General features: G+C 34.7%; 13 protein-coding genes. 12 read left to right on the top strand and 1 reads right to left on the bottom strand.

Annotation, left to right across the window (positions count from 1 at the left end; genetic code table 11):
- Window positions 1-28: 28 nt before the first annotated feature.
- The 4 genes from A9G45_RS12315 to A9G45_RS12330 all read left to right on the top strand — a co-directional run bounded on the left by A9G45_RS12315 (window position 29) and on the right by A9G45_RS12330 (window position 7,216).
- Window positions 29-1,378, top strand: coding sequence for an SWIM zinc finger family protein (locus tag A9G45_RS12315; RefSeq protein ID WP_218057128.1), 1,350 nt, complete (start codon window positions 29-31; stop codon window positions 1,376-1,378).
- Window positions 1,368-4,619, top strand: coding sequence for a hypothetical protein (locus tag A9G45_RS12320; RefSeq protein ID WP_065566217.1), 3,252 nt, complete (start codon window positions 1,368-1,370; stop codon window positions 4,617-4,619). The genes A9G45_RS12315 and A9G45_RS12320 overlap by 11 nt, the downstream gene beginning before the upstream one ends.
- Window positions 4,620-4,799: 180 nt before the next feature.
- Window positions 4,800-6,050, top strand: coding sequence for a serine/threonine transporter SstT (gene sstT, locus A9G45_RS12325; protein ID WP_065566216.1), 1,251 nt, complete (start codon window positions 4,800-4,802; stop codon window positions 6,048-6,050).
- A gap of 428 nt (window positions 6,051-6,478) precedes the next feature.
- Window positions 6,479-7,216, top strand: a complete 738-nt coding sequence (locus A9G45_RS12330) for an acrylyl-CoA reductase family protein (RefSeq protein ID WP_218057130.1) — start codon at window positions 6,479-6,481, stop codon at window positions 7,214-7,216.
- 105 nt (window positions 7,217-7,321) lie between these two features.
- On the opposite strand, the gene A9G45_RS12335 is transcribed toward A9G45_RS12330, so the two are convergent.
- Entirely contained in the window at window positions 7,322-8,377 is a 1,056-nt protein-coding gene (locus A9G45_RS12335) for a DUF3829 domain-containing protein (RefSeq protein ID WP_065566215.1), read from the bottom strand.
- A 270-nt stretch (window positions 8,378-8,647) separates the two neighbouring features.
- Between A9G45_RS12335 and A9G45_RS12340 the strand changes: the two genes are divergently transcribed.
- The 8 genes from A9G45_RS12340 (at window position 8,648) to ggt (ending at window position 18,175) form a co-directional block, all read left to right on the top strand.
- Window positions 8,648-8,875, top strand: a complete 228-nt coding sequence (locus A9G45_RS12340; RefSeq protein WP_065566912.1) for a ChaB family protein — start codon at window positions 8,648-8,650, stop codon at window positions 8,873-8,875.
- Between the two features lie 963 nt (window positions 8,876-9,838).
- Window positions 9,839-11,275, top strand: a complete 1,437-nt coding sequence (locus tag A9G45_RS12345; RefSeq protein ID WP_065566913.1) for a 6-phospho-beta-glucosidase — start codon at window positions 9,839-9,841, stop codon at window positions 11,273-11,275.
- Window positions 11,276-11,353: 78 nt separating this feature from the next.
- On the top strand, window positions 11,354-11,671 hold the full coding sequence (locus A9G45_RS12350) for a PTS cellobiose transporter subunit IIB (protein ID WP_065566914.1): 318 nt from the start codon (window positions 11,354-11,356) through the stop codon (window positions 11,669-11,671).
- A 157-nt stretch (window positions 11,672-11,828) separates the two neighbouring features.
- Window positions 11,829-13,844, top strand: coding sequence for a BglG family transcription antiterminator (locus tag A9G45_RS12355; protein WP_218057129.1), 2,016 nt, complete (start codon window positions 11,829-11,831; stop codon window positions 13,842-13,844).
- A 2-nt stretch (window positions 13,845-13,846) separates the two neighbouring features.
- Window positions 13,847-14,209 carry a PTS cellobiose transporter subunit IIA gene (locus A9G45_RS12360; RefSeq protein ID WP_065566915.1) on the top strand — a complete coding sequence of 121 codons (363 nt, stop codon included), beginning with the start codon at window positions 13,847-13,849 and terminating at the stop codon, window positions 14,207-14,209.
- Entirely contained in the window at window positions 14,206-14,694 is a 489-nt protein-coding gene (locus A9G45_RS12365; RefSeq protein ID WP_065566916.1) for a hypothetical protein, read from the top strand. The genes A9G45_RS12360 and A9G45_RS12365 overlap by 4 nt, the downstream gene beginning before the upstream one ends.
- A gap of 14 nt (window positions 14,695-14,708) precedes the next feature.
- Window positions 14,709-16,061 (top strand): PTS cellobiose transporter subunit IIC, encoded by a 1,353-nt coding sequence (gene celB, locus A9G45_RS12370; RefSeq protein WP_065566917.1) that lies wholly within the window; start codon window positions 14,709-14,711, stop codon window positions 16,059-16,061.
- A gap of 413 nt (window positions 16,062-16,474) precedes the next feature.
- Window positions 16,475-18,175 (top strand): gamma-glutamyltransferase, encoded by a 1,701-nt coding sequence (gene ggt, locus A9G45_RS12375; RefSeq protein WP_065566918.1) that lies wholly within the window; start codon window positions 16,475-16,477, stop codon window positions 18,173-18,175.
- Window positions 18,176-18,865 lie beyond the last annotated feature (690 nt).

Here is an 18,865-nt window from a genome sequence, read left to right on the forward strand (position 1 = left end):
TCTATGTTCATATGTAGGATGATTTATATTGAAGTTTTCTCAGCAATCAACGTTAACAAATGGGGCTTTAGCTTTAGCATTATCATCAGCCTTAACACCTAATGGGATTATTGATAACCCTCAATTTTTTACTGGTTACGCACTTTATCCACAAATTCTTGCTAGATGTTTACTTGTATTAGCAGATATTACTGCGACCCGATATTTTAAACCCGTACCAGTGGCTTTGCGAGATCCTATTTTATCTGCTCAGGGGGATCAATTAAGAGCTGAGGTTTTTTCTGCCTGTAATAGTGTTTATGCTCGTTTGGATTTATTACAACAAGGCTTCGATGGGCAAATATTACGCGGTACAACCAATGTCGATATTGGCCTTGGTTTAAGGCAAGCACTTAATCAGGTTAATAGTAAGGATAAACTTCACCTCAATATTGGTGAGCAAGGCTTAGCAACGCGCCATATCCAACAACAAGATCACGATGTGATCAGTATAAAAACTGTTGTTGAGCGCCCAGTTGAAATGCCCGATAGGTGGATTCGAGCACTTGGCAATCTTACTGAAATTCATACTAAAATGGCGGCTGTTTTTACTGTAGCGGGAATTCATGCGCAAACTTTTATTGCAAGATTACCAGCAGTAACAAGCAAACAACAAGCAAGTTGGGTCGTTCCATCTAATACGGGCGTTAAATTGGCGTCTCAAGGTGATATTAATAGTGTCTATATTTCTGGCTTACATAGATTAAGTGCACTGAAGCGGTTAATGACCAACATAAAAAGCTTAACGTTTTATCGATTGGAAAGCGGAGAACAAGGGCCATGCATGGTTGAAGTCGCTCTTGATGGTGCAAGGCTTACCTTAAGCTTAACTGCTCAGCCATGGCAGGGGTATTCAGGTGAAGGAGCATTACTTGAATCGCTTGTGCCAAAACAGCAATTACAAAATGTTCAACTTGTTCAATCTATTTTGCAATTTGATTCGCAGATTGATCCAGCGCAATTATCTTCAAAAACTCATTTAGATGCTCGGAATATCGATAGTGCGTTGGCTTACCTTGCTGTTTCAGGCAAACTTGGTTTTGATGCCTATCAAAAAAACTATTTTCATCGCCAATTGCCTGAAGATCCTAATCGAGTCATAAAAGATAACCCACGTTTAAAATCGGCCTATAAGCTAGTTGAATTTATTGATCAGATTGATGAAACCACTTGGATTGTTCATTCTAATGATGAAGATTATCAAGTCCGTTTAGTTAGACAGAATAATGAAATGGTATCGCAATGTAATTGCTCATGGTATTTAAATCATCAGCTTAAAAAAGGACCTTGCAAACATATTTTAGCGGTTCAAATTAAGGAAAATATTTATGAATGCTAACTTAGAAAAAGCAGAAGCTATTTTTACTTCATTAAACTGGAATAATGTTACACCAGATAATATTTTGCAACAGCCGTTAGGCAGTAAGGAACAGCAAAAAATTGCCCTTTCTGGATTAAAAAGTGGCGAATGGGATGGGTATGTTCGTAGGGGAGACTCTTTCGAGCTACAAGACTATGTTAAGTGTAATAAAGCATATTTAGTGTTGTATGCTATTAGGATTGGGGTATCAGCCAGCCGAGCACTAAAGCTTGTGCGTTATGCCCATTCCTCTTTGTTATTGCCCGTTATTATGGCGCGCGGTGAGAATTATGCGCAGAAATTTGTACAATCAGCATCAGCACCAACAGATCTTGTTGCTCAGTTAGTCGATCAATTAAATTTAGCGATTCCAGAAAATCCCAATTATATAAGTAATTGGACTTTGTACGCAGCCGTTGCTATGCGGGGTGACGATATTGTAAAGCATTTTTACGATAAAACCCCGCCAAATTTAGCGCAATGTCAGCGCCGATTTTTTGAACACATTCATATTGCTATAGCGTTAAATATACCAGCAACACAATCTTTTACTCAGTTATTTAGTTTAGGGGTAGAATTAGGTTGGCTTGAGTATGAGCAAGCAAAAGAACTTCTTTTCTTAGCCCTAGATATCGCCTCTCGCCCTGTAGATCGTAAAGCATGGCTTTATACACTTGATGGTTTAGGTATTACTGATGCTGAATTTTGCCAACGGGCATCTGCTTTAATTCCATTGCTAACAACGGGGGAGGCTGCGATGATTAATCGATTAGCACCTGTTTTAATTCCGTTTGTTGATGATGAATTACTAGTTGAAGTGATGACGGCCAGTTTATCGTCTAAAATAAAATCGACGCAAAAATTGGTGTTAAAAACAGCACTCAACCGTAATATACCCCAAAATGTTGATCGGTTTATGCCTTTATTTACTTTATTACTTAGCCAAACCGATGACTCGATTGTTGCTTTAACCAGAAAAATAATTACACAGTGGCAGCTTGATGGTGATTTTACGCAAGCTAGCCCAGTGGCATTAAAGCAACTTTGGCATCCAACGCCATCGCTTTGGCAATTACCACCTTTCGAGTTAGCGCCTATTTCACCCGATATATTAACAGAGCTAGCCTCTGAATTGGTAAAAAGGGACGTATCTGCCCATGATTGTGTGATGGAACGGTTTTTAGCTGTCGCCAATACGATCGCTTATAACGATCCTCAAGCCGCAAAAGCGAGTTTAGTCGGCGTAAAATTGCGAGCTGATGAGTTACTCGGTTTTATATTTTATTGGCGCAAAGGCAAAGAGATCCCGTATCACGATAATTTTACTTGTTTATTAACTGCGCGCGATTATATTGTCTGTAAAAACTTAGGAAAAATCCCTTGTTTACTGTCAACACCGAGTATGAGTGATTTGTCAATAACCGTGGATGATCTTTGTCAGCGATTAGAAACTTATCAGAAATTAAATATTGATGTATTAGAAGCGGATCTATTTTTAGCATTGACTCGTCTTGATGTATCGACACAATCATCATCAACGAAAGAAAAACTTAGTAAACTAAAAATTACTGTCACTTTGCCGTCAGGGCAAAGAATGTCGCAAAATGCCGAGGCTTTGGTCTTACAGTATCTTAATGATCCCGTGATTGAACCAAAATTAGCGTTAAATGCTAATATTAATGATGTATCGTTTCTTCCTCAATCATTAAGTGATTTTCCAGAACGAATAGGCAATAGTTGGTATACTGCTGAGCTTTTTTCTATTTTTCCTTTATGGGGCGATAGTGCTATACCTTCCGATATTGATTGGGCCAAATCATATCATCAAGGTTTTGTGTTTGAGCAACTTGTTAAAAAACGCTCTCCTTTTCCCCCTCGTTCAGCAATTACACTTTTAGCAGCACAGCGATCTCATTCCTCTCATGTGCTTGGTAATATAGCACAAGCCGTGAATCAAGCATGGCAACGAGGATTGCTTATACCTGGAGTGGCCGATGTTTTGCTATTGGAGCGTTTAGGCTCGCCCCCTTCCCGTATAGCAAGTTTAGTTGCTGTATTAGCTGATATTGGAAAACAAGGGATGCTTTCGGTAGTTTGGCCCATTTTCGATCAATTAATTATTGCTTCATGCAATGCGCTAAGAATGTTATCAGGCACTGTTGAAACGGTCGATGCCATCGCTGAATTTTTACCTGAAGTTCAATATGCTGTTGATCAGGGTATAGCTGATGCAAGCCAATTACAATTATTAGGCATCAGGATGTTAGCCAGTAAAAAAGGTAGTGCTAATGCAATAAAGAAAGCCCAAGCGATAGTTGACAAGCTCCCTAATATAGCACCAGCGCCTTTAAAACAAGAAGTGTCTATGCTGGCGCCTGATGATTTTGATCAAGTATGGGTAAAGACGGAAAAAATTAGCGTTGTACCTGAAGATAATGTTTCTATTTCTGTGAGTAAACCTGTCATTAACCCATCTTCTCAATTTTCTAAACGTTTGTCTAAATCGTTATTATTTACTTTGAAACTTCCTAATGTAGCAAATCAAGTTTTCCAGATTGTTAAAGGTGATTGGTATTATGATTTAGAAAACGAATGGCAATGCGAAGCTTATCCCGCGCCATTGAATCATTCAGAATTTTGCATTGATTCTCAAACAGAAAGCGTTTGGTTACACTGGAGTGAAGCGAGCCAATGTTTGGTTGTTGAAAAGAGCCGATATTGGTTGGAAAATGGTAAAAATGCCAATAACTTAATTTTTTCTAACGCATTGGTAATGGTGATTATTGGATTATTAGCGCAAGATAGTGATACCTATCACACAAATTCAATTTTTGAACAAAATGTTGAACAAGGCGTCATTGACGCTGATATCATGCGTAAAGCAATTATCTTATTCCTTGACTATCCCGATTTTAGCCCAGCTAAATTAATCCGATTACTGGAAAAAAAGCCTAATTTATTATCAGTATTTTACCCTGTATTAATTGAGTGCATTAAGTTTGTAGGAAAAATAGCAAAACGAGGTGAAAAAATACCTGCTTGGATCAATCGAATTTTAGATATGTCATTCATTTATGTGCCTTATTTACAAGAAGCAACAAAGCGTGGTTATCTCTCTGAATCTGATTCCCATTGGCAAGGATTAGCCGACATAGCCCATGCAAAAGTAAAATCAACGGCAGTAAATAAAGCAAGACAATTGCTTGAGTTTATTAAGTAATGTAGTTATTTATTAAAAATATATTTGGTAATGTAAAGCATGTTTAATTTGTAAATAATTAAATTTAGTAATTATTCAAATTGTTATATAAAAAAACATTATGATGATAACTGTTCTCTATAAAAATGTTGTCAAATTATGTTAAGGTTTTAGGACTGTTTTATATAACGAGAAAATACTGTGACACACTCAACTAATCCTTTGATTCGTTTTTATTTTAAAATTGGGCTAATACCACAAATTATTTTAGGCTTAGCCTTAGGTATTGCATTAGCCTATTTTTATAAAGACGTTGCATTAAATATGTCCTTTATTGGTGTTCTTTTTATTAACGCGCTCAAATCAGTTGCTCCTATCTTGGTACTTATTTTAGTTATTGCTTCAATATCTAATCATCAACATGGTAAACGCGCCAACATGGGCACATTACTTATACTTTATTTTGCAGGTATGATGATGGCAGCATTACTGGCAGCGGTAGCTAGCTTTATTTTCCCTTCTAAAATTTCATTGGGGGCAGATATTGATCAAATCAAAGTAGAGCCACCAGGGAGTATTATTGAGGTATTAGCAACGTTATTGAATAAGATGGTCGACAATCCTGTCAATGCACTTGTTGATGCTAATTATATTGGGTTGATTGTTTGGGGTGTAGGTATTGGGATTGCGTTAAGGCATTCGAGTGAAACAACCAAAACGATGATGCACGATCTATCTTTAGCCATTTCGTTTATCGTTAAAATTATTATTCGCTTTGCGCCAATTGGTGTGTTTGGCCTGGTATCTTCTACATTGGCTGAAACTGGTTTTGATGAACTCAAAAAATATGCGCATTTATTGGTAGTGTTAGTTTCGTGTATGTTCATCGTAGCTCTGATTATTAATCCACTTTTAGCATTTTTGGTCATGCGAAAAAATCCATATCCATTGATTTTAACATCACTAAAAGATAGTGCTATTCCTGCTTTTTTTACTCGCAGTTCTGCTGCAAATATTCCAGTGAATATTGAAATTTGTAGAAAATTAGACATGGATGAGGATACGTATTCCGTTGCTGTGCCATTAGGTGCTGCCATTAATATGTCTGGCGCAGCCATTACTATCACAGTGCTAACATTAGCAACGGTATATTCAATGGATATACATATTGATATATTTTCTGCTGTATTACTTTGTATTGTTTCTAGCGTGTGTGCCTGTGGTGCATCAGGGGTTGCGGGCGGCTCTTTACTGCTTATTCCTGTGGCTTGTAGTATGTTTGGCATACCGAATGATATTTCAGCGAAAGTTGTTGCTATTGGTGTTATGATTGGCGTCGTTCAAGATTCTGTTGAAACAGCACTTAACTCGTCAAGTGATGTGGTCTTTATTGGTGCCGTCTCGGCAAAACTAAAACGCGATAAAAGAAAGGAAATGTCTTCTTTTTCATAACTTATTTATAATTTAGTGACTATTGATAATTAAGCCTGATCGATATTAGGCTTTTTTGTTAATTGAGTTCTTTAATCAAAAGGCAAATTATTGCTTTTAGTGATATGACTATTTATTATGAGTTAATATTAAATTATTTATATTCGCATAATACAAAATAAGGAATATATATGCCTTTCAATGCTATTGTTTTAGAAAAAGATGAGGTTAATGGATTTTCAAATTCGCTAAAAACTATCACTAAATAGCAATTATGCCAACAACAAGGCGATACTTTAGTTCAAATTGAATATTCGAGTATCAATTATAAAGATGCATTAGCATTGACCAATACAAGCCTTATTGTTAGACAATGGCCAATGGTGCCGGGCATTGATGGTAGGGTTTTTGAGTGTCAAAGTGGCCGTTATTAGTCTGGTGATTTCGTTATTTTAAATGGTTGGGGGTGCGGTGAAACTCACTGGGGGTGCTTGGCACAATATGCTTATTTAAAGTCTGAATGGTTAATACCTTTGCCCAATCAGTTTACCGCTCATCAGGCAATGGCTATTGGCACAGCGGGTTATACTGCTGCACTTTGTGTTCAACGAATTATTGATTTTGGTATACAACCACAAGATGGTCTGATTTTAGTGACAGGTGCAACAGGTGGTGTTGGCTCAATTGCCGTTGCGTTACTGGCCAAACTTGGGTATCAAGTTACCGCATCGACTAGTAAAATTGATGAAGAGTATTATTTACGTCAACTTGGCGCAGTTAATATCATTGATAGCCAAACATTAAAAGAAATAGGTAAGCCATTACAAAAAGAGCAATGGTCAGCTGCTGTGGATGTTGTTGGGTCACATACTTTAGCCAATATTTGTGCGCAAACCCAATATGGTGGTATTGTAACTTGTTGTGGACTTGCTCAAGGTATAGATTTATCAACAACGGTTGCACCGTTTATTTTACGCGGTGTTACATTAACTAGTATAGATAGTGTGATGGCGAGTTATGATAAGCGTATTGCTGCGTGGAATTTATTGGCATATTACCTAGATGAAAAACTGCTATCGCATATTAGCAATACAATTTCATTAACTGAATGTGTTGAGGCAGCAAATAAAATGATAGCTGGGCAAATAAAGGGGCGTTGTGTTGTTGATGTAAACAAATCGACTTAGGATGCTAATATTGGGCTATTATATTGATCAATAGCGCTTGTAGTCACTCAAACGCTTAAAAGTTGGTGGTGCAGCATTACCACCAACTTAGTTTATAACGTAATTTTAATTGATTACCGAATTATAGCGGTCAATAACATGGTCAAGTGTACCATTCAAAGACTTGACTTCATTTTCTATCTTGGCAGTCTGTAACTCTTTTAAAACAACTTTCATTTGATTAACCAATTGAGGTAATGTATCGGCAAACCTATCATAATAAATATTGTTCAAAGCTTGTTTTTTGATCAAGTCAGTTTTGCCTTTATTGGCAATTAATTCATTGGCTATAGATTCTAGTTGTTCAATTTTTGGTTCAATTATTGATTTATCAAGATTTTTAAAGTCATTATTTTCAGCAAAATTTCGATTAATTAATGCTACAACTTCTTCAGATATATCTATGAATTCAATACAATTGTAGTGAAGCATTAATCCTTGATTTTTAATTTCTGCTTTTTGAAATGCGTGGATCTCTTTATATAATTTATCGTAAGCGATAAAAGCAATATCTTCTGCTTCAATATATTGATTATAGGCATTTTCTAGATTGTTGAATAGTTCAGGTAATTTAGCCAGTTCATCTAACTTATATTCATTCGTTGTATAATATTTAGCAGCTTTGTCATAAGCTAAGCCTAACTCAACAAATTTATCACCTAAGGCTTTGCCAGCACTATCAAGCTCGGGAAGTTCTGGTTTGATTGCTATTAATTTATTAATCAATTGCTTATAATCATCAAGATCTTCAGGAGAAGGATTGGAACCGACAAAAAGATCTATACGTTTTGTTGGATCATTTTTTATGCGATTGTAATCGATGTTACCATTTTTGTCTTGAAATTGTTTTAAATATCTGTCAACTTCCTTATCAAGATTAATCAGTGTAGATGGCAAGGAAACTCTGTTTGTTAACTGTTGCTCGGCTAAAGAAAAATTGGTGTTAAAAACACTTAACCACAGATTACCTTTATTCGCTTTTGCTGCTATTTGTTGTGAAGTTTTTTCTGAAGTTTTTGCTTCGGAAACTGTGGTCGACTGAGCGGTTTTACTTTCTGATTGATCATTGCAACCAATCATTAAAAGCCCAGCAATAAATATTGTTAAGAATTTTTTCTGCATCTTTTTTCCTTAATGTTATTATTAGTTTAATAATTTGACACTTTACATTTTTTTTTATTTTTTTCCAATAAAATATGTGTTTATTTTAGTGTTATATATTAATTTTGGAAAACTGAAAAGAAAATATACTGTTTATTAGCTATTAATAATGCTTGTGTTTCTTTCTAAAAAGTCATAAATTTGACGCTTATAAGTTGTTTTGCAAATGATGCCTGCGATTGCTATTTGGAATTTTTAACCATAAAAGATTAATTTATGGAGGAAATCTATATGCCATATCAAACTCGTGATGATTTGCCAGCTTCTGTGCGTCATGTTTTGCCAACGCATGCGCAAGATATTTTTAAAGAAGCATTTAATAGCGCAATAAAAGAATATCAAGATCCCCACAAAAGGCGCGATCATAGTGATCCAGAAACGATTGCCTTCAAAGTAGCTTGGGCTGCTGTTGAAAAGACCTATCATAAAGATGAAGAGGGTAACTGGGTTGCTAAATAATTTAAGCTGAACCATAAAACTAAACATCTTTAATTTTTTCTGCCCGATTAGTGAGAAAATCTACTATTTTTATCGATATACTGACCTATATACCCTTTCTCATTGATTGAGCAGAAAAGAATTTGTGATGATATATTACTTACTTAAAAGCTACTTATATGCTAAAAGTTAGTGTAGCTGTGTTTGTCGCATTTCGATAAATCATTAAATTCCACAAAATTATTGCTTGGATAGGCTATCCTAATTAGTGTTTATTTTCATGATTTTATCTTTTTGCTACTGAAAAGTATGGATATACTACGAGATCGATTTAATTCTCAATTCTAATTTATCTGGAAAAAACAACAAAGCGCTCAGTGCTAAAGTGGGTGAGGTATTATCACTATCAAGCTTATGGAACAAGAATGCGACAGGCAGCGCTTAGAAAGTAAGTCATAACAGTAGATGCCGAATTGGGTGAATTATGTAAGAAAAGGATTTGGTGTCAAAATGCACCTGTAAAAAATATCTCATCCTAGTCAAAATATTAGCCGCATCCACCTATATAAATGCGTTATAAGGTTGTATTGTTTTTTCTGGATTAAACTACCCATTTAATGTATTTATTTAATGTATTGGGCCTTGCATCATAAGATAGGTTTGTAGTAAAAGAAGTAATGTTATTTGTTGTTAAAATAAAAACTTCAATAAAATCAATTGGTTTTCTGACTAATTTTTATCATGACCAGTTTGCTTTTCTCTCTGGCACATCATGCCTATATTCTTGATATCGGGCACTAAGCTAGTTACACACTAAATGTGTGTAACTAATCGCATAAAATTATTGTTTAATAATGTTATTAAGTAAAATTTTTCACAATGTATTTATCTTTTTCCTGATCAATACGGAAAAAGTTGGTTAGTAATTCTATTTTTTTCTTCTTATACTAAATTTGAATTATTAATAAATGTAGGTATTTGATTATGAAAAATAACGGGTTACCAAAAGATTTTTTGTGGGGAGGTGCAGTTGCTGCTCACCAATTAGAAGGGGCTTGGCAAGCGGGTGGTAAAGGTATTAGTGTTGCCGATGTGATGACGGTGGGGTCGCCTAAAAGTTATCGTAAGATCACCGAAGGCATTATTGAAGGGGAATATTATCCTAACCACGATGCAATTGATTTTTATCATCACTATAAAGAAGATATTAAGCTATTTGCCGAAATGGGATTTAAATGTTTTCGAACTTCGATAGCTTGGACACGTATCTTTCCAAACGGAGATGAGCTTGCTCCTAATGAAGAGGGCTTAAAATTTTATGATGATCTATTTGATGAATGTCTGAAACATAATATAGAGCCTGTTGTAACCCTTTCTCATTTTGAGTTGCCTTATTATCTTGTCACTGAATATGGCGGATTTCGTAATCGTCAATTGATCGACTTTTTTGTTCGCTTTGCTGAAGTATGTTTTGATCGTTATAAAAATAAAGTCAAATATTGGATGACTTTTAACGAAATTAATAATCAAGCTAATTTTAATGAAGATTTTGCACCATTTACTAATTCTGGTATTTACTATAAAGCAGGCGATAATCGCGAACAGATTATGTATCAAGCTGCCCATTATGAATTAGTTGCTAGTGCTAAAGCAGTACAAATCGGTCATGCCATTAACCCTGATTTTAAAATTGGATGTATGTTGGCGGTAATACCAATCTACCCTGAAACTTGTAAACCAGGTGATATTTTGATGGCACAAAAAGCGATGGAACGTAAATACTTCTTTGCTGATGTTCATGTGCATGGTGAGTATCCAAATCATATTAAAAAATATTGGCAACGCAATGGTTTTGAGCTTGATATTACAGCGCAGGATCTTGAAGTACTTACTAAAGGCACGGTTGACTATATTGGCTTTAGCTATTACATGTCCAATGCTATTAGGAAAAAGGAAAATGATAACAGCTATAGCTATGACGAAAAAAAGGATCTGATTGGTAATCAATACGTTAAAAAATCTGATTGGGGCTGGCAAATTGATCCTGAAGGATTACGTTATACCTTAAATTGGTTAACAGATATGTACCGATTACCACTGTTTATTGTTGAAAATGGGTTTGGTGCATATGATAAAGTCGAGGCAGATGGTAGCATTCATGATACTTATCGTATTGAATATTTGAAAGAACATATCAAACAAATGAAGATTACTGTTGAAGAAGATGGCGTTGATTTAATGGGCTACACCCCTTGGGGATGTATTGATTTGGTTTCGGCGGGCACTGGTGAAATGGAAAAACGGTATGGGTTTATTTATGTGGATAAAGATAATAAAGGTAATGGAACCTTAAAACGTAGCCGAAAAGATTCATTTGCTTGGTTTAAGAATGTCATTGCTTCAAACGGTGAAGTTTTATAGAAACTTATAGATGCTCTATAAAAGTAGAAGCTCTATAAAAGTTTTATTAAGGGATCATAATTGCGTTGAGGAAAAACCATGAAAAAAGCATTAATTATTTGTGCAGCAGGAATGTCATCATCATTAATGGCTAAAAAAGTAACAGAATATTTTGCTAGTAAAGATAAAGCTATTTCGGTTGATGCAGTATCGGCAACCGAAGGAAGCAATATGATTAAAAATAGTGATTTCTCATTATTTTTAATCAGTCCACAAACGATGATGATGTTTGATAAGTTGAAAAATTTGGGTGATGAAGTGGGTAAGCCTGTAGTAAGTATTCCTTTTCAGGCCTATATCCCTATACCGTCGGGTATTGAGCAATTGGCTAAGTTAACCGAAGACAATATCAAATAGCCCAAAATAAGCCTTTGTTTTAGAAAAATGGCTTGGCGTTGTCATTAGGTTACCAGACATGGCAGCGCCTTATTAACTTGCTTGATGTGTGCTTATCTAACATATCAGAGTAACTACTCTATGATTAACAGCCTATTTTTAGCTGTCACAGGTACGGATGATTGTGATTAAGAACAAACAACGAGATCTAATTAGTTTAATGGTTCGCTCTAAAAATCTATTCAAAAGCAGCGCATTGCTGGCAAGTGAATTATCATTATCAGATCGAACTGTTCGTACTTACCTTAAGGACTTAAAACCGTTGATTGAAAACAATGGCGGAACTATTGTTAGTAAACAAGGTTATGGTTATCAATTACAAATTAAAGATAGAACGGCTTTCAACCTATTTTTAATTGAACATCATTTATTTGATCGTAACGAAGAGCAAGCAAACTGCCGAGAAGCATGTCAAAGAAAGCACCATATTCTTAATCTATTATTATTAGAAAGCCAAAAAATTGATATAGAGGCGTTATCAGAACAATTATTTATTAGCTCTTCTCAACTAAATAAAGATATTTTAGAAATCAAACACCAGCTTCAACCTTATGGACTTACTGTCAAAAAAAACCGATCCTTATTTTATGTTGAAGGCGAAGAAAAAGCTAAAAGGCATTTTATTTTAAGTTATTTTTTTCATGAAGAATCAATTAATTTTTTACAACACCTTACTTATTTGAACAAGTTTAGTGATGTAATTAGCTTTGACTCCTTAACCATTATTATTTTAGATGAATGTCGTGAGGCAAAGATAAAATTATCTGATGTTATGATGCAAAATATCGTGTTACATCTATCACTCAGCATTAAACGTTTACAATCAGGGCTTTCTATTCAAAATCTTGATATGCCACAATCGACAAAAAATACATTGGAATATCAAGTTGCTAAGAAAATTATCAATAGAGTCGAAAAAGTAATTGGTTTTTGTTTTCCCAAAGAAGAACAAATGTATTTAACTTTACATTTGATGAGTAAATCAAATGTTACTCATAATGATGTGGATTGCGAATTATATTTATCTGTGACTAATATATTAATCGAAATTGAGCAGCAGACAGGGTATTTATTTTTAAATGACGAACAATTGAAAAACGGCGTTATTCAACATTTAAAACCGATGATCGTTCGTTTACAACAAAATATTAAATTAGAAAATCCATTACTTGATGAAATTAAAGCCAATTCACCAGAATTATTTGAATTAGTTAAAAATTACCTTAGCCAGTTACCCCAGCTTAATCAATTTACGATTCACGATGATGAGTGGGGCTACTTAACTTTGCACTTTTTAGCTTCGATTGAAAAATTAAAAAATGAACAAAAAACCAAAGTGCTAATTATTTGTGCAACGGGTCTTGGCAGTGCCCAGCTACTAAAAAATCGAGTTGAATGTGAGTTTGATGAGCGAATCAAAATTGTTGCGACACAAGGATATTATGAAATTGAACCAGAAACGTTAAATAAGGTCGATTTTATTATTTCGTCCGTTGATTTATCCGCGCAAGTATTTAAAGTGCCTGTTTTTCATGTTTCTGTATTCTTAACGGATGATGATGTACAAAAAATTCGCCGTTATCTTGCGTCACGAAATATGCCTGTCTCTGAGCGTAGAATGCAAATTCCAATGTTTGCAACACAAAAATCTTGCAATCATTTTATTGATATTGAGCAAATTATTGATGATTTATTTGCAGATTATTTCTACCCATGCCGACAACCTCAAAGCAAAGAACATATTTTAGATTCTTTACTTGATCTTTTAGCGTTAAATGAAGATAGCAATTATAAGCAACAAATGATAAAGCAAATGCAAAATCGTATGCTATTAGGTGATATCTTTTTTAGCCAAGCGATAGTGGTGCCACACCCTGCAATTCCTGTAGGGAAATTATCTAAAATTGGCGTTGCGATGATCCCTGATGGATTATTTTGGGATGATAATTACCCACAGGTTCGCTTTGTTTTTATGATTTCCCCTTCTATTTATCAAAATTCAACTTTAGCGATGATAACTAAAGCCATTATTAATTTAATTGATGATTTAGCAATGCAATCAAAACTGTTGAAAACGCATAACTATGGCCAATTTAAACGGCTTTTTATCCAACTTATTGAAAAAGGAGCATAGTAATGAACGATGAAATGAGCTCAGAAGATATTCAACTTATCGCTTTTAATATTATTTTATATAGCGGTAATGCTAAAACTAAAATTCATGATGCATTTAAGGCAATGAGACAAGCCGATTTTATTACCGCAAACCAGCTTCTTGACGAAGCGAATGAAGATATTTTACAAGCTCACTACTCACAAACAGAGTTACTACAAAATTATGCTAACGGTACAAAAATCACCATGGAAATTATTATGGTACATGCGCAAGATCACTTAATGACAACAATGACAATGCGTGAAATTGCACTTGAGATGGCTCATTTGTATGAGCAAAACCACCGCTTAGCAGTCAAATTAGGGGGGGAATCCATCATATGACAACTAAAAAATTAGAAATGCACCAAAAAACGAGCCTAACCAACCTCTATTTTAATCGCTTTTTAGCTATTCGTTATAGCACGGCATTTTTTTTATTTATCAATCTGTATTGGTTTGTATTTTTAGGTGGATCATTATCTATTGTGGCCTTTTTGCCACTATCGATCCTTGTGCTAGCGATATTAACGATGTATGAGCAGATTAAACTTTATCGAATTCATAATAATCGTTTACCGTATGCAAAGGCGCTTTATTCTACACTATCGGTAATTTGTATTGTTTTGCTGATTTCGGTAAATACATCCTTATTTTATCTATTCTTTCCGTTTTTTAAAAACACTCAATATGTCTTAAATAGCGTAATGATAGTGTTAACAGCAAGTTTATTAATTAATTTTTTACTGCTTAAAAAAATAAAAAAGATTGAGCTTAATAAGGATAAATCTTTCCAAAGAATTCAAGCTTACCAACAGGTCATTAATTAGATGAGGATAACAAAATGAATACGGGATTTGTAATTTTACAGAAATTTTTAATGGCGCCAATGGCTAAAGTATCGCAATTTAAAATTGTTCGAGCAGTAATGGCCGCGGGGATGGCTTCAGTGCCTTTCTCAATTGTGGGATCTATGTTTTTAGTATTCAATACCTTACCAATGACATTTACAGGGTTAGAAGGCTTTTTTGAAAATACTTTTTTTAGAGTGAGCGATCTTTATATGATTGCCAACACAGCAACTATCGGCATTTTAGCTCTTTATTTTAACTTTGTTGTTGGTTATGAACTGACTAAAATCGAAGAAGAAGAAACTGGTCTTAAAGTTAACCCTCTTAACGGCGCTATGTTATCTATTTTTGCTTTTTTCATGACTTTGCCTGAATTAGTTATGCAAAAAGGCGTGATTACATTACTTAATGATGAAAGTAATTTAGTCTTTAATGGGCTACGTTTAAAACCTTTTATCTTCCGCTTAGGTACATCGGGTATATTTATTGCAATCGTAATGGCAATTTTGGCAACTCATCTTTATTTTTTATGTGTTAGGCGAAATTGGGTTGTGAAAATGCCAGAAACTGTACCGCTAGGTGTTTCGCGGTCTTTTACTGCGCTGATTCCAACGTTTATTATTGCGTTTTTTGTGATCATTATTAATGGCGTTTTTATCTATTTTGGTACTGATATTTTTAATATTATTGCTGTGCCATTTGCTTTTGTGACCAATTTAACCAAAAGTTGGCTAGGTGTTATGGTCATTCTCTTTTTAATCCATGCGTTATGGGTTGTTGGGATCCATGGCGCTACTATTATTGGCGCATTTATCACCCCAATTATGTTAGCTAATATGAACGAAAATGCACTTGGTGGTGAACATATTCCTTTTGCTGGGGAATTTAATAATTCATTAGTGATTTTAGGCGGTTCGGGCTCTACCTTATTAATGACATTCTTTATTGCTTTTTGCGCTAAGTCTAGCCAACTAAAAATCTTGGGACGAGCTTCAGCAGTGCCTGCAATATTCAATATCAACGAACCTATTATTTTTGGTATGCCGATTGTATATAATCCTTACTTGGCATTTCCATTTTTCTTAGCGCCGATGGCGTGTGGAACATTAGGTTATTTTGCAATTAATACGGGTTTTATCCATCCAATCATTGCATTAATTCCATGGCCATCACCAATGGGCATAGGTGCATTTATTGGTACGGGTGGTGATTATAAAGCTGCTGTTATTGCGGTCGTGTCGGCCATTTTAGCTCTGCTAATTTATATTCCTTTTGTCAAACTATATGACAATAAACTTTATAAAGATGAACAAGGTAAATCAGCAAATCAAGCTCAAACAGCTTAGTTTTAATTAGTTTATATTAAAGGGTGTATGCCATTTAGTTTGCTACACTCTTTTTTAATTGTTTTGAGCTAATTACACGAAATCCAATTCTAAAAGTGATGAATAAGAAAGTATTTTCTTTTAATCATGTATTGAATCCTCACCATAATTGAAACGGCATAGATTCCTGAATCTTTTTTACAAAAAATAGGCAAATCAAAATTATCTAAGCAGGCTTGATTAGAAATTAATAAGAAAATCATCACAAAGTCAAGTATAGAAATTTCTATATGATCAATATTTACTCAACATTTTTATTTTCTATGCTATATTGATAATTCCCCTTAACCAAATATTGCATAATTTTTCCTATTTTTTTATGCGATTTTGTGTTAAGTGGGGCGAATAAATCATATTTTATTAGGAGGTACAACATGTTCTATCTTAAACGCAGGCTGATAACGTATTGTAGCCTTGTTATTTTTTTAGTGATAAGCCCAGTATTTGCTGTAGACAATTTAAAACAAAAATTTGAGGCTGGAGCCGTTGCCTCCCCAGATTATTATGGCGCGCTAGCTGCGCAAGAGATATTAGAAAAAGGGGGAAATGCCGCTGATGCTGCTGTAGCTACAGCATTTACTCTGGCTGTTACCTATCCTGAAGCGGGTAATATTGGTGGTGGCGGTTTTATGACGCTTTGGATGGAAGGCAAGCCTTATTTTATCGATTATAGAGAAATTGCCCCAAATAAGGCTGATCGAGATATGTACCTTGATGATCATAAAAATGTGATCCCGAATTTAAGTCTATATTCCTACAAAGCCTCAGGCGTACCAGGTACGGTTGCTGGTATGTGGGCTGTGCATCAACGTTTTGGTAAATTATCCTGGAAAGAAGTTATGGCGCCAGCTATACGATTTGCCAATGAAGGGTTTACCGTAGATAAACTACTCGTTAAACGGTATCATGAAGTAGAATCACTAGCGCCGGCTAATGGCCACTTTAAGCAATACTTTGGTTCTATGCAAGAAGGAAAACTATTTAAGCAGCCCGAGCTTGGCAAGGTATTAATGCGTATTGCCGATCAAGGTAGTGACGGTTTTTATAAAGGTGAAACGGCTAAATTAATTGCAAAACAGATGCAAGAAAATGCAGGTTTAATTACTGAAAATGATTTAGCTAATTACCAAGCTAAATGGCGAGAACCATTAGTTGCTAAGTGGCAAGATATGCAAATTGTAACTGCACCACCACCAAGTTCAGGCGGTGTAGGTTTAATTCAACTATTATTAATGAAGCAAAATTTAGCGAATGATTTTAAGAATGTTAAGGTCAATTCACCTCAATATATTCACTTATTAGCAGAAATAGAAAAACGTGTGTTTGCTGATCGAGCAGAATATATGGGCGATCCTGATTTTATCTCGGTCCCTGTTGCTAAACTGATTGACGCTAATTATTTGGCAGAAAGAGCAAAACAAGTTAACCCAAAAGCGATTTCTATTACCGAACAAGTTAAACCTGGTCTGAACAACAACCATGAAAAATTACAGACAACGCATTTTTCTATTGTAGATAAATGGGGTAATGCAGCATCTAATACTTACACTCTCAATGGTTGGTTTGGATCTGCGGTTGTGATTGAGGGTACAGGTATTATACTCAATAATGAGATGGATGATTTTAGTAGTAAGCCAGGTGTTGCTAATCAGTTTGGTGTAGTGAGCAAAGATGCTAATGCCATAGAGCCTAATAAGCGTCCTTTATCTTCTATGACACCAAGTATTTTTATTAAAAATAATGATGTTGCAATGGTTATTGGTACGCCAGGTGGTTCAAGAATTTTTACCTCCATCTTTCAAGTTGTAACTAATGTTTTTGATAATCATATGTCATTAAAAGCAGCAATGGATGCGCCTCGTTATCATCATCAATTATTACCAACTAATCTTATTTTTATTGAACGCTTTCAAAACAAAGTACCAGAGGATTTAAAAGATAAACTCAAGCAAATGGGCTACCACTTTGAGCAGCAAGATTTTAGCGGTGATATTCAGGCGATAAAAATCACAGATAAAAAACCTGAAGCAGTATCAGATATCCGTGGTAGGGGTAAATCAATTATTGTGAAATAGTGCATTTTTTATAATGTATTATTGATTACAGTAATTTTAATTATTTTTGTTAGGGCTGTTGAGCTTTCAATACAAAGGCATAAAGATGTTGTTATAGTATAATTTTCTCAGAAACTAACAATAACAACATTTTATGCCTAGAATAACACATACCCATCAGGAAAAACGAAACAATTTAATTTCAAATACAGGTCAAATTTACAATAAATGAGCATATCATGAAATGCTAGAGGTATATATAGTGCCGATTAATAGTTGTTTGTGGCAAGATATTTTTAGTAAATTTGGGGAGTTGAGCACTATTTTGTCTCGTTTCAATCTCTGGTCAAAAAGGCACACTAAATAACCTCATGAAAAGGTAATGATAATATTATTGGAGCCTATATAAATATCGTTATTTGGTTGAAAAAGCATTTCCTAAAATATTATCGAAGTATAGTAATGCATTACCAGAAGTTGGTAAGAAATTATATTGGTATGGTTGCTCTAGCTGTTGTATGATTCGGTTTGGAATGTAAAGTAGCTTTATGATTAATTAATAACTTTACTTTCAAGTGTATTTATATTTTTCCTTTTATGTTAACTCCGAATTAACAATAAACATATATATTTAATTATAAATAATAACGATTTACCAAAAGTTTTTTATGGGACGTTGCTGGCGGTTTTCATTATTTTTCGAACATATAA

Source organism: Gilliamella sp. HK2 (genome assembly GCF_001690265.1).
In the GTDB taxonomy this organism is placed as follows: domain Bacteria; phylum Pseudomonadota; class Gammaproteobacteria; order Enterobacterales; family Orbaceae; genus Gilliamella; species Gilliamella apicola_C.

What these genes read in the sequence shown, in the direction of transcription:
- A9G45_RS12320 (WP_065566217.1), top strand. Translation starts at nt 1,368, where the DNA reads ATGAATGCTAACTTAGAAAAAGCAGAAGCTATTTTTACTTCATTAAAC.
- A9G45_RS12335 (WP_065566215.1), bottom strand. Translation starts at nt 8,377, where the DNA reads ATGCAGAAAAAATTCTTAACAATATTTATTGCTGGGCTTTTAATGATT.
- A9G45_RS12340 (WP_065566912.1), top strand. Translation starts at nt 8,648, where the DNA reads ATGCCATATCAAACTCGTGATGATTTGCCAGCTTCTGTGCGTCATGTT.
- A9G45_RS12345 (WP_065566913.1), top strand. Translation starts at nt 9,839, where the DNA reads ATGAAAAATAACGGGTTACCAAAAGATTTTTTGTGGGGAGGTGCAGTT.
- A9G45_RS12350 (WP_065566914.1), top strand. Translation starts at nt 11,354, where the DNA reads ATGAAAAAAGCATTAATTATTTGTGCAGCAGGAATGTCATCATCATTA.
- A9G45_RS12355 (WP_218057129.1), top strand. Translation starts at nt 11,829, where the DNA reads ATGATTGTGATTAAGAACAAACAACGAGATCTAATTAGTTTAATGGTT.
- A9G45_RS12360 (WP_065566915.1), top strand. Translation starts at nt 13,847, where the DNA reads ATGAACGATGAAATGAGCTCAGAAGATATTCAACTTATCGCTTTTAAT.
- A9G45_RS12365 (WP_065566916.1), top strand. Translation starts at nt 14,206, where the DNA reads ATGACAACTAAAAAATTAGAAATGCACCAAAAAACGAGCCTAACCAAC.
- celB (WP_065566917.1), top strand. Translation starts at nt 14,709, where the DNA reads ATGAATACGGGATTTGTAATTTTACAGAAATTTTTAATGGCGCCAATG.
- ggt (WP_065566918.1), top strand. Translation starts at nt 16,475, where the DNA reads ATGTTCTATCTTAAACGCAGGCTGATAACGTATTGTAGCCTTGTTATT.